Here is an 18,459-nt window from a genome sequence, read left to right as displayed (position 1 = left end):
GTCCCTTGGGGATTTGACCCCGACAGAGTTCCTCATGAAAAATTCACCCAAGGAAACCTCTACTTTTGGATGGCACTAACTTGGGGAGGTTTACAAGATCTGTGACGTTTCGGCCAAGGACATCACAAGGCTGGCCGAAATGTGTGCCTCGGCCCCGTCCGTGGGCGTGGACAGCTTCAAGGGCATCATGCTCGGCCAGGCCCTGGATTTCGGACACGCCTGGACCAATTTCCTGGCCGTGACCGGCAACATCGACAACCCCGGCGGCCAGCCCCTGCCCGACGTGACCCCGCTCTCCCCGGTCCTGCCTGCACCAGCCGGCCCAAGCCTTGGGGACATGGGATGGCACCGCACCGGCCCGGACAGGGACAAGTTCGGCAAATACTCCTTCATCATGGAACCGACCTGGTACGAAGCACAGGCCATCAAGAACGGCGACCTCAAGGTCCTGGTCACGTCCGAATGCAACCCGGCCCTGACCGAGATGGGGCAGGAGGAATGGCGCAAGGCCGTGACCATGACCGACGACAAGGGGCATTATCAGCTTGAGATGCTGGTCAGCTACGAAATCATGCTCTCCGAAACGGCCAGATACGCCGACTATGTACTCCCGGACAAAAGCTACTTCGAGCGCTGGGAACTCCTGTACATGCCCTGGTGGTACAACTTCGGCCACGGCGTTGCCCTGCGTCAGCCGGTGGTCGACGCGCCCGGCGAATGCAGGCACTCCAACGAGGTCTTCATCGAGCTCGGCAAGCGCCTGTGTCCCGAATACTTCGCCTTCAAGGACGACCTGGAATATTACGACATCCAACTGGCGGGCCTTGGCCTGTCGGTGGACAGGCTGCAGGCCATGGGCGGTCTCTGGTCGCCCGGGACCACCGGTTTCCGGAAATATGAGCGCGGCGGCTTCGGCACACCGAGCAAGAAGGTCCATCTCTACTGGGAGGATCTGGAGGACGTGCACCAGGCCTTGCCGCGCGTGGGGCTGGCCCCTGAATACGAGGCCGATACAGGGGAATTCCCCTTCATTCTCATCTCCTACCGGACCATCTTCCACCAGGGCTCGGGCCAGTGGACCCACAACAATCCGCAGCTGCGCGATCCCGTCGGCGGACTCATGGAAAATCCGCTGCTCATCAACACGGCAACCGCCAAGAAGCTCGGCATCGAAGACGGGGCGGTGGTCTCCGTGCGCTCCCGCACCGGCCGGATCAAAGTCCGGGCCAAGCGCACCGAACGCATCCGCCCCGACTGTCTGGGCCTGCATCACGGTTTCGGCGCCACCGTCGGCCGGGTGGCTGTGCTTGGCGAAGGAGTCAGCGACAACGTCCTCATTTCCGATTCGGGCATGACGCTCGACTGGCAGGACCTTGTCGGCGGGGAATCGCACGTGTCCACCCGCGTCACCGTGGAACGATGAAGGAGGCAAGCCATGAAACAACTCAGTCTCGCCATTGATCTGGAACGCTGCATCGGTTGCAAGACCTGCGTGGCGGCCTGTCGAAACTACCACGGCCTGGTCGACCACGCCTCGGCCGTGCCCGGCATGATGCCCTATTATCTGCGCGTCGAGAGCGATCGTCAGGGGACCTACCCGGACATCGCCATCCAGTCCTGGGTCATGCCCTGCCAGCACTGCAAAAATGCCGCGTGCATCAAGGCCTGCAAGGCCGAAGCCATCGTCAAGGACACCGAAACCGGCATCGTGCGCATCATGGCCGACAAATGCAAAGGCAGCCGCGACTGCATCGAGGCCTGCCCGTACGGGGTCATCCAGTTCGACGCGGCCAGAAACAAGGCCCACAAGTGCGATCTGTGCTGGGAGCGCGTGCATGTGGGCGAAAAGCCCGTCTGCGCGGAGGTCTGCCTGACCGACGCCATCCGCTTCGGAGAAAAGGAGATCCTGAAGATGGAGCTTCAGGCCGAGGGCAAGGAGATCGTCAAGAAGATGAGCGCCCAGTCCGTCATCTACTTCCGCACGCCCGGATAGAAAACGGCTTGAAAACGATACATGAACGGGTCGCATACCGATGGGTGCGACCCGTTCATGCATTGCGCGATCAGGAAGTGAAGCGGTCGTGCTCCTCAATCAAAGGCATGGATCCCCGCCTTCGCGGGGATGACGGAAGGAAGCCGGGCCTACGGGGCGCTCTCGGCCATGCCCCCCCGTCTTCGCGGGGATGACGGTCACCCAAAAACTCGGAGAGCGCCGAGCTAGTCGAATCCCCCGCCTTCGCGGGGATGACGTGGTGCTGACACGCGTGTTGTTTGCGAGTGCCGACGTGGGAAAAAAAAATCTCGAACCATTCGCACTACCCGTAGGTCATCCCCGCGAAGGCGGGAATCCATGCTTCATGCCCGTATTTCTCCGTACACATTGACCCTGCATCGCTTTGGCTTCTATACTGGGCGTTCACGTCGCGCGTCCTCTCCAAGGGAAAGGAGGGGCCGCCCAACCTATTCAAGGACCAAAAATGACCCCTGAACAGCGCCGGGAAATCAAGACGCGCATCGAAAAGCGCATGCAGGAACTCCAGATCACCATCGCCCAACTTGAGGAAACCTCCAAGCCCGTTTCCCTGGACCAACCCATCGGACGGCTGTCACGCATGGATTCCATGGCCAATCAAGCCATCAGCGGCCAGCGCCTGACCGATTCGAAGCGCACGCTGATGCGCCTCGAACGGGCTCTGGACCGAATCGACAACGACAATTTCGGGATCTGCACCGAATGCGGCGAGGACATCGCCGCCGGGCGCCTTCTGATCATGCCCGAAGCCACGCGGTGCGTGGACTGCGCCGAGTAGGCCCGGCATGGCATCCCACCCCGTTCGTCATATCCTGGCCACCAGCCAGACCGTGTGTTTCAACGCCAAGGGGCTCCCCGTGGACTGCGCGGGCAGCGGTCAGGACGGAGAGTTTCGGACCGGACTTGCTTGGCCCGATCCAAGGTTCAGACTGCTGGAAAACCTCCTGGCGCAGGACCTCCTGACGGGCCTCGTCTGGCCCCGCACTGCAAGCATCGGAGACTTCCCCATGTCCTGGCCCGAGGCGCTCTCGGCCGTGGCCCGGATGAACGAGGAACACGCCTTCGGCCATGCCGACTGGCGCCTGCCCAATCGCCGGGAACTTTCAAGCCTGATCAGCTACAACCACCATCGCCCCGCCCTGCCCGCGCAGCATCCGTTCACGGTCAGCCAGACCTGGTACTGGACCTCGACCACGGCCAGCCGCGCGCCGGGCTACGCCTGGCACGTGCACCTGGAGGGTGGACGCATGTTCTACGGCGACAAGACGCGCGACGCCATGGTCTGGCCCGTGCGCGGGGAAAGCCCGCTCCTGGCGCGGACCGGGCAGCGAACGTGCCGCGATGTGTCCGGGAATGTCGTGGGCTGCGAGGGGACGGGGCAGGACGCGGAGCTGCTCAAGGGCGCGGCCTGGCCCGAACCGCGATTTGCGCCGGAGGACGCGGGCGTGCGCGACCTGCTGACGGGACTGCTGTGGACGCGCTCGGCGGACCTGTGCGGGGTGTGTACCTGGGAGGAGGCGCTGGAGGTGGCCAGGAGGCACCGCGAAGGCGATCTGCGCTGGCGCCTGCCGAACATCCGGGAACTGGAGTCCCTTGTCGACGCCGAGCGGCACGACCCGGCCCTGCCCGCCGGGCATCCCTTCGAGAACCCGCAGGAAGCCTACTGGTCCTCGACCAGCAGCGCCTACTCGCCGGACTGGGCCTACTGCCTGTACCTGCACAAGGGGGCGGTCGGCGTGGGCTTCAAACCCGGGCGCGAGTTCCGGGCCTGGTTCGTGGCCGTCGAATGACGCAGCCCATCTGACTCAAAAATTCAAAATTCGCAGGCCGATCAAAAATGGTGAGATGCAAGGAAGGGAAAAAATTCAGGGCACGCAGTGTATTGCGCATACATAAGCGGTCTGGATTTTTTCGCTGACGCAGCAGATCGCCGTTTTGGGGCGGCCTGCTATTCCGGGATCACGCGCACGGCGCAGACCTTGAACTCCGGAATCCGGGCCAGGGGATCAAGGGCCGGGTTGGTCAGGACGTTGGCCGCGGCTTCGGCGAAGTGGAACGGGATGAAGAGGTGCCCCCTGGCCACCCGGTCCGTGACCTCGGCCCTGACGGAAATCTCCCCCCGCCGGGACGCCACCCGCACCCGCCGCCCATGCGCGATCCCCAGGCGCGCGGCGTCCTCCTGATTCATCTCCACGAAACATTCGGGCACGATGCGATTCAGCCCCTCGCTTTTGCGGGTCATGGTGCCGGTGTGGTAATGCTCAAGCACCCGGCCCGTGCCGAGCACAAAGGGATACTCCTCGTCCGGCACCTCCGCCGGTGCTTGCGGATGCGTGGGGATGAAGCGCCCCAGGCCCCGGGGAAAGGTCTCGCGGTGCAGGATGGGGGTGCCGGGATGGGCCTGGTCCGGGCAGGGCCAGACGATTCCCTCCCGCCTGATGCGCCGGTAATCGATACCGCCGTAGATGGGGGCGGCCAAGGCGATCTCGCGCATGATCTCCTCGGGACGGTCATAGCCCATGGGGACGCCCAGGCGCGGGCCCAGAAGATTCAGAATGCGCCAGTCCGGAAGCGCCTCTCCCGGGCACGGCACGGCCGCCCGCACACGCTGCACGCGGCGGTCGGTGTTGGTGAAGGTGCCGTCCTTTTCGAGCGCGGACGCGGCCGGCAGGACCACATCGGCAAGCCGCGCGGTCTCGGTCAGGAAGATGTCCTGCACGACCAGAAAATCAAGGGCCGCGAGCCGAGCCTGCGCATGCGACGCGTCCGCGTCCGACAGGGCTGGGTTCTCGCCCATGATGTACATGGCCCGAAGCTCCGGGGAGGCGAACATCTCCGTGGCGGTCAGGCCCGGAGTCTTGGAGAGGGACATCTTCCACAGGCCTTCAATCCGCCCCAGGGCCGCATCGTCGTCCACCCGCCCATACCCGGGCAGAACGCCCGGCAATCCGCCCATGTCGCAGGAGCCCTGCACGTTGTTCTGTCCCCGCAGCGGATTGATCCCCGCTCCCGGCCGGCCCACCTGACCACAGAGCATGGCCAGATTGGCCAGGGCCAGCACCGTGTCCGTGCCGCAGGTGTGCTGGGTGATGCCCATGCAGTACAGGATCGTCGCCGCCCCCGCCCGGGCGTAAAGACGCGCCGCCCGAACAAGGTCGGCGGCCGGAATTCCGGTCGCGGTCTGCACGTATGCCGGAGTATAGACGGCCAGGGCCTCGCGCAACTCCTCGAACCCTTCGGTCCTGCGATCTATGAAATCACGGTTTTCCAGACCCTCGCTCAAAATGACGTGCATGAGGCCGTTGATCCAGGCGATGTCGGTGCCGGGTCTGGGCCGCAGCCAGAGATCGGCGTGGCGGGTCAGGCCGATCTCGCGCGGATCCACGACCACGAGCGTGGCGCCTGAGCGGGAGGCGCGCTTGATGCGACTTGAGAACACGGGGTGCGTTTCGGTGGTGTTGGAGCCGGTGACCAGGATCACCTCCGCGTTGGCCACATCGGCCATGACATTGGTCGGCGAGGCGCTGCCAAAGGCCTGCACCAGCGCCTCCAGGGAGGAGGCATGGCACAGCCGCGCGCAGTGATCCACGTTGTTGGAGCCCATGCAGCGCGCCAGCTTCTGGAAGAGATAGTTCTCCTCGTTGGTGCAGCGGGCCGAGGCCAGAAAACCCAGGCTGCGCGGTCCATGCTCCTCGCGCAGGGTCAGAAGACGCGAAGCCACCAGATCAAGGGCTTCGTCCCAGCCGGCCGGGACAAGCTCGCCGTCGCGGCGGATCAGCGGAGCCCTCAGGCGCTCGGGATGCGCGGTGAAATCCAGGGCAAAACGGCCCTTCACGCAGAGGCTGCCCTCGTTATGCCCGTCCACGGCGCCCAGCACATGCTGGATGCGCCCGTCCTTCACATGCACGTCCATCTGACAGCCCACGCCGCAATACGGACAGGTGGTGCGTACCGGACGCGTCTCGCACAGCCGGGCCTTGCCACGCGCATCATGAATGCTCAGCGCACCTACCGGGCAGACTTGCAGACATTCGCCGCAAAAAACGCAGTCCGACTCGCCCAGGGTGGTGTCGCAACCGGCCACGATCTTGGTGGCGGCCCCGCGATAACCGTAATCGATGGCCTCGTTGACCTGCACCTCGTTGCAGGCCTGCACGCAGCGGCCGCACAGGATGCATTTGGAAAAATCGCGGACAATGAACGGATTGCCGGTCTCGGGGCGATGGCGCGGTTTGGGCCGCCCGAAGGTGCCGGTGCCAACCCCGTAACGGAACGCGAGGCTTTGCAGAACGCAGTCTCCCGCCGCCGGGCAGAGCAGGCAGTCATGGTTTCCAGAGTCGAGCATGAGGCGCAGAATGGTCTTTCGGGCGCGGAGCACACGGTCGGAGTCGGTGCCGACAATCATGCCCTCGGCTGCCGGAGCCGCACAGGATGCGACCAGGGTGCGCGCCCCCCGGACCTCCACCACGCAGATGCGGCAGGCTCCGGTGGGCGTGCAGTTCGGCAGGTGGCACAGGGTCGGTATGAATATGCCATGCGCCGTGGCCACCTCCAGAATGGTCTGGCCGGGAGTGAAGGTGCAGGTGATGTCGTTGATGGTCAGTTCCATGGCGCTCCCGTCATTCGATGCAGTCAAAGGGACAGGCCTGGAAACACGCCAGGCATCGCACGCATTTTTCCCGGTCGATGCGCGCGACCTGCTTCTTGGCCCAGATCACGGCCCCGGCCGGGCACGCCTTGTGACACAGCCCGCACTTGCGGCACAGATCCTCCCGGACCTCGAACCTGAGCAGGGCCACGCAGCGCTTGGCAGGGCAGCGCCTTTCGTTGATGTGCGCCTCGAACTCGTCCCGGAAGTGGCGCAGGGCCGAAAGGATCGGATTGGACGCGGTCTGGCCCAGACCGCACAGGGAGGCGTCGGTGATGACCGCGGCCAGGTCCTCCAGGATGCGCAGGTCCCCGGGGACGCCCTTGCCCTCGCAGATGCGGGTCAGGATTTCGAGCTGACGCCTGGTCCCCTCCCGGCAGGGCGTGCACTTGCCACAGGACTCGTCCTGGATGAAGTCCATGAAGAAGCGGGCCATGTCGACCATGCAGGTGCGGTCGTCCATGACGATGACCCCGCCCGACCCCATGATGGCCCCGGCCTGGCTGATGGCCTCGTAGTCCACGGGCGTGTCCAGCAGGTGCGCCGGGATGCTCCCGCCCGAAGGCCCGCCGAGCTGCACGGCCTTGCATTTGCGCTTGCCCGGCACCCCGCCGCCGATGTCGTTGACCAGCACGGACAGAGGCGTGCCCATGTCCACCTCGACCAGCCCGATGTTGTTCACGTCGCCGGACAGGGCGAAGACCTTCGTGCCCTTGCTGCCCTCGGTGCCGACGCTCGCGTAGCGCACTCCGCCCAGACGGATGATGCGGCCGACATTGGCCAGGGTCTCGACGTTGTTGAGGATGGTCGGCTTGCCCCACAGGCCCTGCTGCGCCGGGAACGGCGGCCGGGGGACGGGCATGCCGCGCTTTCCTTCGATGGAACGCATGAGCGCCGTCTCCTCGCCGCAGACGAAGGCGCCCGCGCCCTGGTAGATCTCGAGGTCGAAGGAAAAACCGCTGCCCAGGATGTTTTCGCCCAGCAAGCCCAGTTCCCGGGCCTGGCCGATGGCTATGGTCAGGCGCTTGATGGCCAGGGGATATTCGGAGCGGCAGTAGATGTAGCCCTGGCGGGAACCGATGGCCACGGCCGCGACGAGCATGCCTTCGAGAACGGCGTGCGGGTCGGACTCGAGGATGGAGCGGTCCATGAACGCGCCGGGATCGCCCTCGTCGGCGTTGCAGAGCACGTACTTGACGTCGCCGGGCGAGGCGGCCGCGAACTTCCATTTCAGGCCAGTGGGAAAACCGGCCCCGCCGCGTCCGCGCAGGCCGGAAGCGCGCATTTCCTCGACGATGCCTGCCGGGTCCATGTCGAAAAGGGCCTTGGCCAGCCCCTGGTATCCGTCATGGGCGATGGCGTGGCCGATGTTCTCGGGGTCGATGCGGCCCTTGTTGCGCAGGGTCCGGGGCCGTTGCAGGGCGAAAAAGGGGATCTCATCCATGGAAGCCACGGCCGTGCCCGACGGGTCGCGATACAGCAGGCGCTCCACGGGCTCGCCCCCGGCCGAGGCGACCACGTCGGCCGCATCCTCCACGCGCACCTTGCAGTACAGGATGCCGCCAGGCTGCATGACGACCACCGGCCCCAGGGCGCAGAAGCCGTTGCAGCCCGTCTCGACGACCTGCACCCCGCCGCCCTGCCGCGCGGCCTCATCCCGCAGGGCCTCGATGAGCGGGATGGAGCCCGTGGCGTGGCAGCCCGTGCCGCTGCAGCAGAATATGCGCGGAGCGGCCGTCTTCAGAAGTTCCCGCTCCCGGTCCCGCAATGCCGTCAGACCCGCTCGGTCAAGCTTCATGGCCGGGGTCATTTGTATTCCTCCAGAATGGCGCAGGCCGAATCGGGCGTGACCCCGCCGTGGGTGTCGCGGTCCACGACCATGACCGGCGCCAGCCCGCAGGCGCCCAGACAGCGCACCGGCTCAAGGCTGAAGCGCCCGCTTTCGCACGTGCCCCCGGCCTTGACCCCGAAACGGTGTTCGACCCGGTCCAGAACCTCCCGCACCCCGCGTACATAACAGGCCGTTCCGGTGCAGACGCGCACCGTGTGGCGGCCCTTGGGCTTGAGGGAAAAAGTCGAATAAAAGGAGACGACTCCGTAAACCTTGGACACAGGCAGCTCCATCCCGTCTGCGATATGCCGGATGAGTTCGAGCGGAAAATATCCGGCGATATCCTGACAGAGCCGCAGGACCGTGATGAGGGAGCCTGGGATGTCGCGGTGTTCGGCGATGACGGCGTCTGCCTTGGCGAGTTGTTCCGGGGTGAGTGAGGTCAATGGGGTCACGCTTTTGCTGAAGTGGAATGGGTACGTACGCCCGCAAGCATAATGCAGGGGGCGGCAATGCGCAAATCGGTTCTGCTGGCCCAAGGCGCGGGGCTGGACGGAAATGGGCGAAATGGACTTTCCGGGCGGGATGGACCAAGGGATGGGGATGACGCCATGGCTTCGACCCTGGCTTGGAGAAAACACGCATGAGCACGAACGCCGACAATTCCTCTGACCCGAGCCCATCTCCCCGGACGCATTCGGAAAAACCGGACATGCCGTTCATCGATCCGGATTCCCATCCGGCCATGATCCGCCATGGCCTGAAAACCGGCATCGCCGCCGTGCTGGCCTATGGCGCGGCATACCTGCTCGATCTGAAATTCGGGTACTGGGCGGCATTATCCGCCGTCATCGTCATGCAGGTCTATGTCGCCGACTCCGTGCAGATGTGCCTGTACCGCTTCTCCGGAACGGCCGTCGGAGCCCTCATCGGACTGGCGGCCATCCTGCTCTTTCCCCAGACGCAGCCCATGACCGTTCTGGCCCTTTTCCTCTCGGTGACTTTCTGCGCATACATGACGCGCTACAACGCCAGATACCGCATGGCGGCCATCACCGTCTGCGTCGTCGTCCTGGCCGGGTATGACCAGGATGACCGCATCGTCTTCGGCATGCTCCGCGTCGTGGAGATCGGCGTGGGCGTGGCCGCGGCCTTCCTGGTCAGCATCGCCCTGTGGCCGGTGCGCGCGGGCACCGCCCTCAAGGCCAGGCTCATGATGCGCTTCGGAGACTGCGCCAGGCATTACGAAGCCATCATGAACGCCTTCCTGGCCATGCAGTCCGGGCTCGACCCCAACCTTCTGGACCAGTTCCAGACCGATATCATGGAAGACCGCGCCCTCTTCCAGAAGGTGCTGCGCCATGAGCGACGGATGTACCACGAGGATACCGACCTTTTGGGCCTCAAGGTCCGCACGCTTGAAAAATGCCACGCACACTTGCAAACCATGCTCCAGGCCCTGAACAGCGAGCAGGGACAGGGCTACGAGATCCTCATGGACCGGGAACTGCGCGAGCTCGCCTCCGTCACGGTGGAGAGCATGCGGGACATCGCTTCCGGCCGGACGCCGCAAACGGATTTGCTGGCAAAGGGTCTAAGCGAGTCCGAAACGAGACTGCGTGAACTGCGCAAGGAAGGGGCGACCAGACGCTTTCATCTGCAAAAGCTCGTGCAGTTCTTCGCCTTCTACCACAGCGCCCAATCCATGGGCAGGGACCTTCTTCTTTACGGCCAAAACCCCTTGTTTTCAGGCCAGACCACATGACATGGCTTGCTGTTTGCGTTATGTTTCGAATAATCGGGCATCGCGTTGCCAGCGCAAAAGTTGACGATGCATGGGAACAGATTTATATTTAAAAATCAGCCAAAAACATCAGCCTCAAAGGAAGGCATCACCATGAAAAAATTCTTTATGATCGCATTGATCGTCGTGTTCGCAGCGACCGGCTGCGCCACCATGGACCAGCAGTCCAAGACCACCAAGGGCGCCGTGTACGGTGCGGGCGGAGGCGCTGTCGCCGGCGCGGTATTGGGCGGTATCATCGGCCGCGATGCCAAGGGCGCGGCCATCGGCGCCGCTGCCGGAGCAGCCATCGGCGGCCTGACCGGGGCCGGAGTCGGGCGCATGATGGACAACCAGGAAGCGGAAATGCGGCAGGCCCTGGCCCAGTCCGAAGAGGTAGCGATCCGGCGCGAGGGCGACCTTCTGGCCCTGACCCTCAAGGGAGACGTGACCTTCAACGTGGACTCCGACGTGGTTTTGCCCGGTCTGTACAACGAAATCGAACGCATCGCCCAGATTCTCGTCAAATACCCGCAAACGACCATCGTGGTTGAAGGGCACACGGACAGCACCGGCTCCGACGCCTACAACCAGGGGCTGTCCGAACGACGCGCCTGGAGCGTGCAGCGCCTGCTCACGGAACGCGGAGTGAGTCCGGCCCGGATAAGCGCCGTGGGCTACGGGGAATCCCGGCCCGTGGCTTCCAACGACAACCCTGGAGGCCGCCAGATGAACCGCCGCGTGGAAATCCGCGTCAACCCGAACACCGGCCAGCAGCCCTACTAGCGGCCTGCCCCCTCTGGCCTTGGCCGGGCGACCGGCTCACTTCCTCATCTGATCGGTCCTGTGCTGCAAAGCCCAGGGCCGATCAACTTTTTTAGAAAACGCCAACACAGGGCAAATTCTCCGTTCTGGGCACCGAAGAAAGCATGGGCGAAAGGAAAGGGAAGTCTGGCCTTAGCCCCTGCAAGTACAGGGAAAAAGCACAAAAGAAAGAACGCCCGCACATTCAAGGCCGAGCTATTGCACAAAAACCGACACACTGTTATGGTCTTCCCAATTCGCAACATTCCGTAGAATCATCACAGATACAGGATTGGTCCCCGGTTGCTGAAACACTGCGTTCGCTCCCCTCCTCGATATCATCACTGATTCAAGCTGCTTACTCATAAGCGTTCGCAACGCCCAAGCAGCATGCCCCTTGTGAAAAATTATAATCCACCACAACATTCAACAAGGAGAATTCTATGTCTTCGGAAAAAGGTGAAGTTTACAAATGTGAAGCGTGTGGTGCCGTCGTACTCGTGCAGGAAGGCGGTGCGGGAGAACTCGTGTGCTGCGATCAACCCATGATCAAGCAATAATCTGTCAGCTCCCCTCAAAACGAATCCCCCCTGTTTTCCTTGGATTTAGGAAAGCAGGGGGGATTTTAAATAATGAGGAAGAGGATGGGAGAAGACTGAGCAGACTTTACAGCACTTTTTGAAGTTTCAATAAAAGCTGGCCAATTCATTATTGCCCGTTGAAATCTGACGGCACAACATCGCCGCAACTCAAAAAAACCAATTCACTCCTATGCAAGGCCCCAGCGTGTTCACCCCTTGGTTGGGTTTGGACAGACCGGCAGAGGAAAGATGAAGAAAGTGAATCTCAAAGTTGACCGCAACGTCGTCGGTGAAAAAATAGTTCACTCCAACCGCCGCTTGTTCATTGAATTGAAACGATGCGCCCAGATCGGGGGCCCGGATTTCGGTGAACGCAATGCCAATACCGATATCGACGTAGGGAATCCAGCGTGTGCCGGTGGCAAAGTTATAGCGCAGATGGGGCGTCAGTCCGACGGTCCAGTAGCCATCGGAATTGACCTGCGGAGCGAGAAAGACCTCCCCGCGCACTTCGAAATTTCCTCCGTACCATTGTCCGACGCCCACGACATCGCCGACCATACGACCGTAAGAAACCGTCATCGGGAGGAGGTCGTGCCGCTCCTGAGCTCCGAAAATCTTGATTCCGTATCCCATTCCGACACCGAGGCGAAACGTCTGCGTCCCGGCGCGAAAGCCGTGGCCCACCGCGCCCGACCAGATATCCGTGACCCCAGGAGGTGAACTGTCCACCGCAATGAGCGCAGAATCGGCGGCAGGCTCAAGGTCCTCCGCATGAACCAAAAAGGGCAGGAGCAAAAACAGGCAGACGATGAACACGCTGATTGGTTGAAGCATCTTCATAAGCGACTCTCCTGATACAGTGTCAAACTGGCTTTAAATGGCAAATTCGGTTCGTTCAAGCGAATTGAATCCCCCGTGGTCAGCATGTTTGCATACTGGCAAAAAAAAGAAGAATTTATCCAAAGACGCTATCCCCAGTCAGGTCATCCCGGAGAAAGCGTTTCTGCTCGGTAGCGCCGTGCTCAAGCAACGATTGCGCCAAGATGATCCTGCGGATAGCACCTCATAACAGTCTGATTTTATGATAAAAACAACAATATTTTAGGAACGGCAGAAAAGAGGCTTATGCCTGAAGCCGCCGCATATACCGCAACTGGGATATATGACGGGTCGGTGCGAAGAGCATTAGCCTGCCGAAAGCTGGACCGGAAAGCAACGGCTCCCAAAAAAGTCACCACTGCAGCTCCAAATGGCAGGAGATGGAGGAGTAAAGACGGGAACGGATTGTACAGAAGGGCTTCCCGTTCGGGTTGCCTAAAGAAGCAGAATTGACGGAGGCTTAAGGCTGGGCTTCAAAACGACTCACGGCAGGTTTCTCCGATTATGTATCCGCCGTGTGTATCCGTGCGGACTTGGAGATTCCTGCCGTTTTTATATCGCAACTATTTGTGATAGTTGAAAAAAAATGGCGGAGAGGGTGGGATTCGAACCCACGTACCGGGGATTAGCCGGTAACTCGATTTCGAGTCGAGCGCGTTACGGCCGGACTTCGCTACCTCTCCGCGAGGTTTTTTGAAATTTTCTTTTCCTGGCGGCGCTGTTTGAAAAAACCGCTCAGTTTTGCGCTGCATTCCTGTTCCAGAACTCCGCCCAGAGACCAGAAATGGTGGTTGCTCCAGGGCAGCGCCGTACCGTCCATGCGGCTGACCAGGCATCCGGCCTTGGAGTCCGCGGCGGCGTAGACCACTCCGGCCAGGCGGGCCTGGATGACCGCACCCAGACACATGATGCAGGGTTCAAGGGTCACCACCAGCACGGCGTCGGTCAGACGATGATTCCCCACCTTGGCGCCGGCTTCGCGCAGGGCCAGGATTTCGGCGTGAGCCGTGGGGTCGTTTTCAAATATCGTTCTGTTCTCGCCCCGGCCCAGAATCTGGCCGTTGCCGTCGATGACCACCGCGCCCACGGGCACGTCTCCCCGCCCTTCCGCCAGACATGCAAGCTGCAGGGCTTCGTTCATGTAGGGCTCCCAGGCCAGCAGGTCATCCGGTCCCGGCGTCGGGGAAGGCGCACAGTAGAAAGTCATGGGGGTGCTGTCAATGATCTTTGCATCCTCTTTGGACACGTTTTCAAGCCGCCCTATCTGGCCTTCAGGTATTCGATCCCGCCCTTGAGCAGTTCCGTGCCCAGCGTGGAGGTCTCACCCCTGGTCCAACGCGGGTGATTGGTGGGATGGTTGTAGGCCTCGGGATGGGGCATGAGCCCGAGAATCCGGCCGGAAGGATCGGTCAGCCCGGCGATGCCAAGCGGCGAACCATTGGGATTGGCCGGATACTCCTGGGTCACCTCCCGGGTCTGCGGATCCACGTATTGCAGGGCGATGAGATTCTGCTCCTGCAGACGGGCGAGGGTCGTGTCGTCACCGGGCACGAGCTTGCCTTCGCCGTGACGGACGGGAACGTAAAGATAATCGAGCCCCTTGGTGAAGACGCAGGGAGACTCCGCGTTGATCTTCAGCGTCACCCAGCGGTCCTCGTACTTGGCCGAGTCGTTGTGGCTGAGCGAGACCTGGCGGGTGAAGTAGGCGCCATCAAGAGCGGGAAGAAGACCCAGCTTGACCAGCAACTGAAAGCCGTTACAGATGCCGAGGATGAGGCCGCCCGCGTCAAGGAAGCGCTTGAGCTCCTCCATGAGGGACTTGCCGCTCTTGGTCAGCATGTGCCGCCAGCGCAACGCGGCGGCCTGGGCCGAGCCCAGATCGTCGCCGTCGAGAAAACCTCCGGGCAGGATCAGAAAATTGTAGTCGGTCAAACTGATCTTGTCCGCCGTAAGATCGGAAAAATAAGCGATGGTGGTCTGGTCCGAACCAGCCTGATCCGCCGCAAAGGCGCATTCCCGCTCGCAATTCGTCCCGTAGCCGGTAATTACCAATGTTTTGACCTGAGCCATCACCCCTCCAAAATCGGCCGTAGCCGTGCTGTTTGATTAAGTACCCAAGCCCATTACAGTCCAAGCAAAACAGGCGCAAGCCTGAAAATCGCCCTTTCGGACTGTTTGCACTCGGCGTTCTTTCTGCTATTGAACCCAAGGTGTTTACAGGACACCAGGGGCCGCTTGACAAGCAGGAAGTCCGCTGCCAAATGTTCCGGCGGACATACGGATGTCAATTTTCGGGCTGCCGACAGGTGGCCCATTTGTTTTGTGGACCATGTCTGGCCGCGCCAAGCGCGGATTCAGACCGAAGAAATATTCAGGTGAGCGAGGCAGCGATGAACACCAAATTCATTTTTGTGACCGGCGGGGTATTGTCCTCTCTGGGTAAAGGACTGGCCGCCGCATCCATCGCGGCTCTTCTCAAGGCGCGGGGGCTTCGGGTATCCATCCAGAAGCTTGACCCGTACATCAACGTCGACCCGGGCACCATGAACCCCTTCCAGCACGGCGAAGTCTACGTCACCGACGACGGCGCCGAAACGGATCTGGATCTTGGGCACTACGAGCGCTATCTCGGCACCCACCTGAGCCAGCGCAACAACTACACGTCCGGGCGCATCTACAATACCGTCATCACCAAGGAACGTCGCGGCGACTACCTGGGCGGCACGGTACAGGTCATCCCGCACATCACCGACGAGATCAAGTCGTCCATCCTGAGCCTCGCCAGCGACGACCTGGACGTGACCCTGGTCGAGATCGGCGGCACTGTGGGCGACATCGAGGGGCTGCCGTTCCTTGAAGCCATCCGTCAATTGCGGGCCGACCTCGGCAAGGACAACGTCCTCTACATCCACCTCACGCTGGTCCCCTACATCAAGACCGCCGGCGAGCTCAAAACCAAGCCCACCCAGCACTCCGTCAAGGAACTGCGCAGCCTCGGCATCCAGCCGGACATCATCCTCTGCCGCTCCGAAGTGGACCTTGGCGACGACATCAAACGCAAGATTTCGCTGTTCTGCAATGTGGACCGGGACGCGGTCTTCACCGCCATCGACGTAAACCACATCTACGAACTGCCCCTGACCCTTTATAATGAAGGTGTTGACCAGAAAATCGCCATCCTCCTGCGCCTGGCCGCCAAGAATCCGGACCTGCAGGAGTGGAAGAATCTCGTCTACAACCTGCACCATCCAACGTCAGAGGTCACCATTGCCATCGTCGGCAAGTACGTGGACCTGAAGGAAGCCTACAAGAGCCTGCATGAAGCCCTGACCCACGGCGGCGTGGCCAACAACGCAGCCATCCGCTTCCTGTACGTCAACTCCGAGGAAATCACCGCCGAAAACGTGGCCGAGAGCCTCGCCGAGGCCGACGGCATCCTCGTCCCCGGCGGCTTCGGCATCCGCGGCGTGGAAGGCAAGATCGCGGCCATCACCCATGCCCGCGAAAACAGGATCCCCTTCTTCGGCATCTGCCTTGGCATGCAGTGCGCGGTCATCGAGTACGCCAGAAGCGTCATGGGCCTGACCAAGGCCAACTCCGAGGAGTTCGACCTGACCACGCCGGATCCGGTCATCTATCTGATGAAAGAATGGTTCGATTTCCGCAAGAAGTGCGTGCAGCGCCGCGACATGACGAGCGAAAAAGGCGGAACCATGCGCCTTGGCGCCTACCCCTGCGTGATCGAAAAAGACACCCGCGCCTATGAAGCCTACGGTGCGGTCGAGGTTTCGGAACGTCATCGCCACCGCTACGAATTCAACAGCGCCTACCAGAGCCGTTTCGAGGAGGCCGGACTGACCATCAGCGGCCTGTCCCCGGACAAGAGCCTGGTCGAGATAGTGGAGATCAAGGATCATCCGTGGTTCCTGGGTTGCCAGTTCCATCCGGAGTTCACCTCCACCCCCATGCAGCCGCATCCGCTGTTCCGCGAATTCATTCGCGCGGCCGTGGCCAACAAGAAAACCGAGTAAAAAAACATGATTGACTGCTCCACCCTGGTCGCCGGACGCCCCTTTCTCATCGCCGGACCCTGCGTCCTCGAAAGCCTGGATCTGGCCATGACCGTGGCCGTCGAGTTGCAGGCCATCGCGCGTGATCTGAACCTGCCGCTCATATTCAAGAGTTCCTATGACAAGGCCAACCGCACGGCCGGAGCGAGCTTCCGCGGACCGGGACTGGACATGGGGCTCGATTGGTTGGCCCAGATCAAGAGCCGCACCGGGCTGCCCGTGATCACGGACATCCACGAGCCGCGCCAGGCCTCCCTGGTGGCCGAGGTGGCCGACGTGCTGCAGATCCCGGCCTTCCTCTGCCGCCAGACCGATCTGCTGCTCGCCGCCGCGCGCACCGAGCGCATCGTGAACATCAAGAAAGGGCAGTTCATGGCACCCTGGGACATGCAGGGGCCGGTGGAGAAAATCCGATCCGAAGGATTCGACCGCATCTGGCTGACCGAGCGCGGTTCCATGTTCGGCTACAACAATCTGGTCGTTGATTTCCGCTCCCTGGTCATCATGAAGCAGTTCGGCTGCCCCGTGATCTTCGACGCCACCCACTCGGTGCAGTTGCCCGGCGGACAGGGCATGTCCTCCGGCGGCCAGCGCGAGTTCGTGCCGCCGCTGGCCCGGGCCGCCGTGGCCTGCGGCTGTCAGGGCCTCTTCATGGAGATCCACCCGGACCCGGACAAGGCTCTCTGCGACGGCCCCAATTCCTGGCCCCTGGCCAAGGCCCGCACTCTTCTTTCGGAGCTTGCGGCCATCTGGAGCATCCCGAATGAATGCTGAACTGCTCGCCCGGGACGTGCGCCTGATCATCCTGGACGTGGACGGGGTGCTCACCGACGGCGGCCTCTATTATGACGAATCGGGCTGCGTAATGAAACGCTTCAACGTCCAGGACGGGCTGGCCATCAAGATGGCCCCGCAGGTCGGCATCGAGTTCGCGGTCATTACCGGCCTTGATTCCCCGGCAGTGCGCAGGCGGGTCACGGAGCTTGGCATCAGCCATTACTATCCCGGCCATCACCGCAAGGCCCCGATCCTGCGCCGGATTTCCGAAGAAACGGGCATCCCCTTGGCGCAGATGGCCTATGTCGGTGACGACTGGGTCGACGCGGCGCCCATGTCCCTGGTCGGACTGCCCATCGCCGTCCCCAACGCCCGCCCCGAGATACTCAAGCTTGCGGCCTGGACAACCAGATCCATGGGCGGCCAGGGCGCCGTGCGCGAAGCCATAGATTTCATCCTGCGCGCCCAGGGCAAACTCGAAGCTCTTTGGCAGGACTGGGTCCGGGAATGAAGCGGCTGCTGGTCGGGCTTTTGACCCTTGTCGTTCTGGCTGGAATCGCAATGCTCGGAAAACGGCTGCTCTGGCCCGAGCGCCTGGACAACCCGACGATCCGGAATCTGGATGTGGACTTGAGCCTCAAAGGCGTGAACCTGAGCCAGGGCAAGGACGGCAAGAAGCTCTGGAACCTCAGCGCCACCGGCGCCGACTACTCCGAAAACGGCGATGAACTCACCCTCGCCGCCCCGATCATCGTCTACTGGGGCGAGGAAGGCGGGGAACCCATCGAGGTTCGGGCGCCCAGGGGCCAGGTCTGGCAAAAAGAGGACCGGGCCAGAATGTGGGACGGGGTCAACGGCACCCAGGGCCAATACGTGATGCGCTCCGAGACCCTTGACTACACAGGACAAAACCGGACACTCGTTCTCGGCGGCACGGTTGAACTGACTGGCGAATCCATGCAGGGCCGTTCGGACACCCTGACATATTTTCTGGACACAGGGGACTTCCTGGCCCAAGGCAACGTCCAGGTCATCATGAACTGACAAGCGG

General features: G+C 62.1%; 18 protein-coding genes and 1 tRNA gene. 12 read left to right on the top strand and 7 right to left on the bottom strand.

The window, feature by feature from the left end; genetic code table 11:
• The first annotated feature begins 139 nt into the window (after positions 1 to 139).
• From H4684_RS15405 to H4684_RS15390, 4 genes are all read left to right on the top strand, one after another.
• The gene (locus H4684_RS15405; protein WP_225940477.1) at positions 140 to 1,423 is read left to right on the top strand and encodes a molybdopterin dinucleotide binding domain-containing protein; all 1,284 of its coding nucleotides are present in this window, start codon (positions 140 to 142) and stop codon (positions 1,421 to 1,423) included.
• A 12-nt stretch (positions 1,424 to 1,435) separates the two neighbouring features.
• Positions 1,436 to 1,993, top strand: a complete 558-nt coding sequence (locus tag H4684_RS15400; protein WP_192624433.1) for a 4Fe-4S dicluster domain-containing protein — start codon at positions 1,436 to 1,438, stop codon at positions 1,991 to 1,993.
• Positions 1,994 to 2,477: 484 nt separating this feature from the next.
• Positions 2,478 to 2,810 carry a TraR/DksA family transcriptional regulator gene (locus H4684_RS15395; protein WP_192624432.1) on the top strand — a complete coding sequence of 111 codons (333 nt, stop codon included), beginning with the start codon at positions 2,478 to 2,480 and terminating at the stop codon, positions 2,808 to 2,810.
• 7 nt (positions 2,811 to 2,817) lie between these two features.
• Complete coding sequence (locus H4684_RS15390; RefSeq protein WP_192624431.1) at positions 2,818 to 3,822, top strand: Lcl C-terminal domain-containing protein; 1,005 nt, start codon at positions 2,818 to 2,820, stop codon at positions 3,820 to 3,822.
• A gap of 158 nt (positions 3,823 to 3,980) precedes the next feature.
• Here H4684_RS15390 and fdhF read toward each other — a convergent pair whose 3' ends face one another.
• From fdhF to H4684_RS15375, 3 genes are read right to left on the bottom strand one after another with little or no spacing between them, the layout of a single operon-like run.
• Complete coding sequence (fdhF, locus tag H4684_RS15385; RefSeq protein ID WP_192624430.1) at positions 3,981 to 6,641, bottom strand: formate dehydrogenase subunit alpha; 2,661 nt, start codon at positions 6,639 to 6,641, stop codon at positions 3,981 to 3,983.
• Positions 6,642 to 6,651: 10 nt separating this feature from the next.
• Complete coding sequence (gene nuoF / locus H4684_RS15380) at positions 6,652 to 8,490, bottom strand: NADH-quinone oxidoreductase subunit NuoF (RefSeq protein ID WP_192624429.1); 1,839 nt, start codon at positions 8,488 to 8,490, stop codon at positions 6,652 to 6,654.
• A complete protein-coding gene (locus H4684_RS15375; RefSeq protein ID WP_192624428.1) occupies positions 8,487 to 8,966 on the bottom strand; it encodes an NADH-quinone oxidoreductase subunit NuoE family protein in 480 nt (159 codons plus the stop codon). The genes nuoF and H4684_RS15375 overlap by 4 nt, the downstream gene beginning before the upstream one ends.
• 57 nt (positions 8,967 to 9,023) lie before the next feature.
• Here H4684_RS15375 and H4684_RS21020 point away from each other — a divergent pair, with 57 nt between their 5' ends.
• The 4 genes from H4684_RS21020 to H4684_RS15360 all read left to right on the top strand — a co-directional run bounded on the left by H4684_RS21020 (position 9,024) and on the right by H4684_RS15360 (position 11,658).
• Positions 9,024 to 9,158, top strand: a complete 135-nt coding sequence (locus tag H4684_RS21020) for a hypothetical protein (RefSeq protein WP_264080960.1) — start codon at positions 9,024 to 9,026, stop codon at positions 9,156 to 9,158.
• The gene (locus H4684_RS15370; RefSeq protein ID WP_225940476.1) at positions 9,155 to 10,276 is read left to right on the top strand and encodes an FUSC family protein; all 1,122 of its coding nucleotides are present in this window, start codon (positions 9,155 to 9,157) and stop codon (positions 10,274 to 10,276) included. Before H4684_RS21020 ends, H4684_RS15370 begins: the two co-directional genes overlap by 4 nt.
• A gap of 132 nt (positions 10,277 to 10,408) precedes the next feature.
• On the top strand, positions 10,409 to 11,080 hold the full coding sequence (locus tag H4684_RS15365; RefSeq protein WP_192624427.1) for an OmpA family protein: 672 nt from the start codon (positions 10,409 to 10,411) through the stop codon (positions 11,078 to 11,080).
• Positions 11,081 to 11,541: 461 nt separating this feature from the next.
• Entirely contained in the window at positions 11,542 to 11,658 is a 117-nt protein-coding gene (locus tag H4684_RS15360) for a desulfoferrodoxin FeS4 iron-binding domain-containing protein (protein ID WP_092193568.1), read from the top strand.
• A 189-nt stretch (positions 11,659 to 11,847) separates the two neighbouring features.
• Here H4684_RS15360 and H4684_RS15355 read toward each other — a convergent pair whose 3' ends face one another.
• The 4 genes from H4684_RS15355 to H4684_RS15340 form a co-directional block, all read right to left on the bottom strand.
• Positions 11,848 to 12,522 (bottom strand): acyloxyacyl hydrolase, encoded by a 675-nt coding sequence (locus H4684_RS15355; RefSeq protein WP_192624426.1) that lies wholly within the window; start codon positions 12,520 to 12,522, stop codon positions 11,848 to 11,850.
• A gap of 626 nt (positions 12,523 to 13,148) precedes the next feature.
• Positions 13,149 to 13,244, bottom strand: a tRNA-Ser gene (locus H4684_RS15350).
• Positions 13,235 to 13,768, bottom strand: coding sequence for a tRNA adenosine(34) deaminase TadA (tadA, locus tag H4684_RS15345; RefSeq protein ID WP_167364162.1), 534 nt, complete (start codon positions 13,766 to 13,768; stop codon positions 13,235 to 13,237). Before tadA ends, H4684_RS15350 begins: the two co-directional genes overlap by 10 nt.
• Before the next feature lie 53 nt (positions 13,769 to 13,821).
• Entirely contained in the window at positions 13,822 to 14,631 is an 810-nt protein-coding gene (locus tag H4684_RS15340) for a phosphoribosylformylglycinamidine synthase subunit PurQ (protein WP_192624425.1), read from the bottom strand.
• Positions 14,632 to 14,951: 320 nt separating this feature from the next.
• Here H4684_RS15340 and H4684_RS15335 point away from each other — a divergent pair, with 320 nt between their 5' ends.
• The 4 genes from H4684_RS15335 to lptC are packed head-to-tail and all read left to right on the top strand — an operon-like array spanning position 14,952 to position 18,452.
• On the top strand, positions 14,952 to 16,592 hold the full coding sequence (locus H4684_RS15335) for a CTP synthase (RefSeq protein ID WP_092194628.1): 1,641 nt from the start codon (positions 14,952 to 14,954) through the stop codon (positions 16,590 to 16,592).
• A gap of 6 nt (positions 16,593 to 16,598) precedes the next feature.
• A complete protein-coding gene (kdsA, locus tag H4684_RS15330) occupies positions 16,599 to 17,405 on the top strand; it encodes a 3-deoxy-8-phosphooctulonate synthase (protein ID WP_092194626.1) in 807 nt (268 codons plus the stop codon).
• Positions 17,395 to 17,919, top strand: a complete 525-nt coding sequence (locus H4684_RS15325) for a KdsC family phosphatase (RefSeq protein ID WP_092194624.1) — start codon at positions 17,395 to 17,397, stop codon at positions 17,917 to 17,919. Before kdsA ends, H4684_RS15325 begins: the two co-directional genes overlap by 11 nt.
• Complete coding sequence (lptC, locus tag H4684_RS15320; RefSeq protein ID WP_092194622.1) at positions 17,916 to 18,452, top strand: LPS export ABC transporter periplasmic protein LptC; 537 nt, start codon at positions 17,916 to 17,918, stop codon at positions 18,450 to 18,452. Before H4684_RS15325 ends, lptC begins: the two co-directional genes overlap by 4 nt.
• Positions 18,453 to 18,459: the final 7 nt, after the last annotated feature.

Source organism: Desulfomicrobium macestii (assembly GCF_014873765.1).
Classification (GTDB): domain Bacteria; phylum Desulfobacterota; class Desulfovibrionia; order Desulfovibrionales; family Desulfomicrobiaceae; genus Desulfomicrobium; species Desulfomicrobium macestii.
This window is presented reverse-complemented; position numbering and strand designations above follow the sequence as displayed.

What these genes read in the sequence shown, in the direction of transcription:
- H4684_RS15405 (WP_225940477.1), top strand. Translation starts at nt 140, where the DNA reads ATGTGTGCCTCGGCCCCGTCCGTGGGCGTGGACAGCTTCAAGGGCATC.
- H4684_RS15400 (WP_192624433.1), top strand. Translation starts at nt 1,436, where the DNA reads ATGAAACAACTCAGTCTCGCCATTGATCTGGAACGCTGCATCGGTTGC.
- H4684_RS15395 (WP_192624432.1), top strand. Translation starts at nt 2,478, where the DNA reads ATGACCCCTGAACAGCGCCGGGAAATCAAGACGCGCATCGAAAAGCGC.
- H4684_RS15390 (WP_192624431.1), top strand. Translation starts at nt 2,818, where the DNA reads ATGGCATCCCACCCCGTTCGTCATATCCTGGCCACCAGCCAGACCGTG.
- fdhF (WP_192624430.1), bottom strand. Translation starts at nt 6,641, where the DNA reads ATGGAACTGACCATCAACGACATCACCTGCACCTTCACTCCCGGCCAG.
- nuoF (WP_192624429.1), bottom strand. Translation starts at nt 8,490, where the DNA reads ATGACCCCGGCCATGAAGCTTGACCGAGCGGGTCTGACGGCATTGCGG.
- H4684_RS21020 (WP_264080960.1), top strand. Translation starts at nt 9,024, where the DNA reads ATGCGCAAATCGGTTCTGCTGGCCCAAGGCGCGGGGCTGGACGGAAAT.
- H4684_RS15370 (WP_225940476.1), top strand. Translation starts at nt 9,155, where the DNA reads ATGAGCACGAACGCCGACAATTCCTCTGACCCGAGCCCATCTCCCCGG.
- H4684_RS15365 (WP_192624427.1), top strand. Translation starts at nt 10,409, where the DNA reads ATGAAAAAATTCTTTATGATCGCATTGATCGTCGTGTTCGCAGCGACC.
- H4684_RS15360 (WP_092193568.1), top strand. Translation starts at nt 11,542, where the DNA reads ATGTCTTCGGAAAAAGGTGAAGTTTACAAATGTGAAGCGTGTGGTGCC.
- H4684_RS15355 (WP_192624426.1), bottom strand. Translation starts at nt 12,522, where the DNA reads ATGAAGATGCTTCAACCAATCAGCGTGTTCATCGTCTGCCTGTTTTTG.
- tadA (WP_167364162.1), bottom strand. Translation starts at nt 13,768, where the DNA reads ATGACTTTCTACTGTGCGCCTTCCCCGACGCCGGGACCGGATGACCTG.
- H4684_RS15340 (WP_192624425.1), bottom strand. Translation starts at nt 14,631, where the DNA reads ATGGCTCAGGTCAAAACATTGGTAATTACCGGCTACGGGACGAATTGC.
- H4684_RS15335 (WP_092194628.1), top strand. Translation starts at nt 14,952, where the DNA reads ATGAACACCAAATTCATTTTTGTGACCGGCGGGGTATTGTCCTCTCTG.
- kdsA (WP_092194626.1), top strand. Translation starts at nt 16,599, where the DNA reads ATGATTGACTGCTCCACCCTGGTCGCCGGACGCCCCTTTCTCATCGCC.
- H4684_RS15325 (WP_092194624.1), top strand. Translation starts at nt 17,395, where the DNA reads ATGAATGCTGAACTGCTCGCCCGGGACGTGCGCCTGATCATCCTGGAC.
- lptC (WP_092194622.1), top strand. Translation starts at nt 17,916, where the DNA reads ATGAAGCGGCTGCTGGTCGGGCTTTTGACCCTTGTCGTTCTGGCTGGA.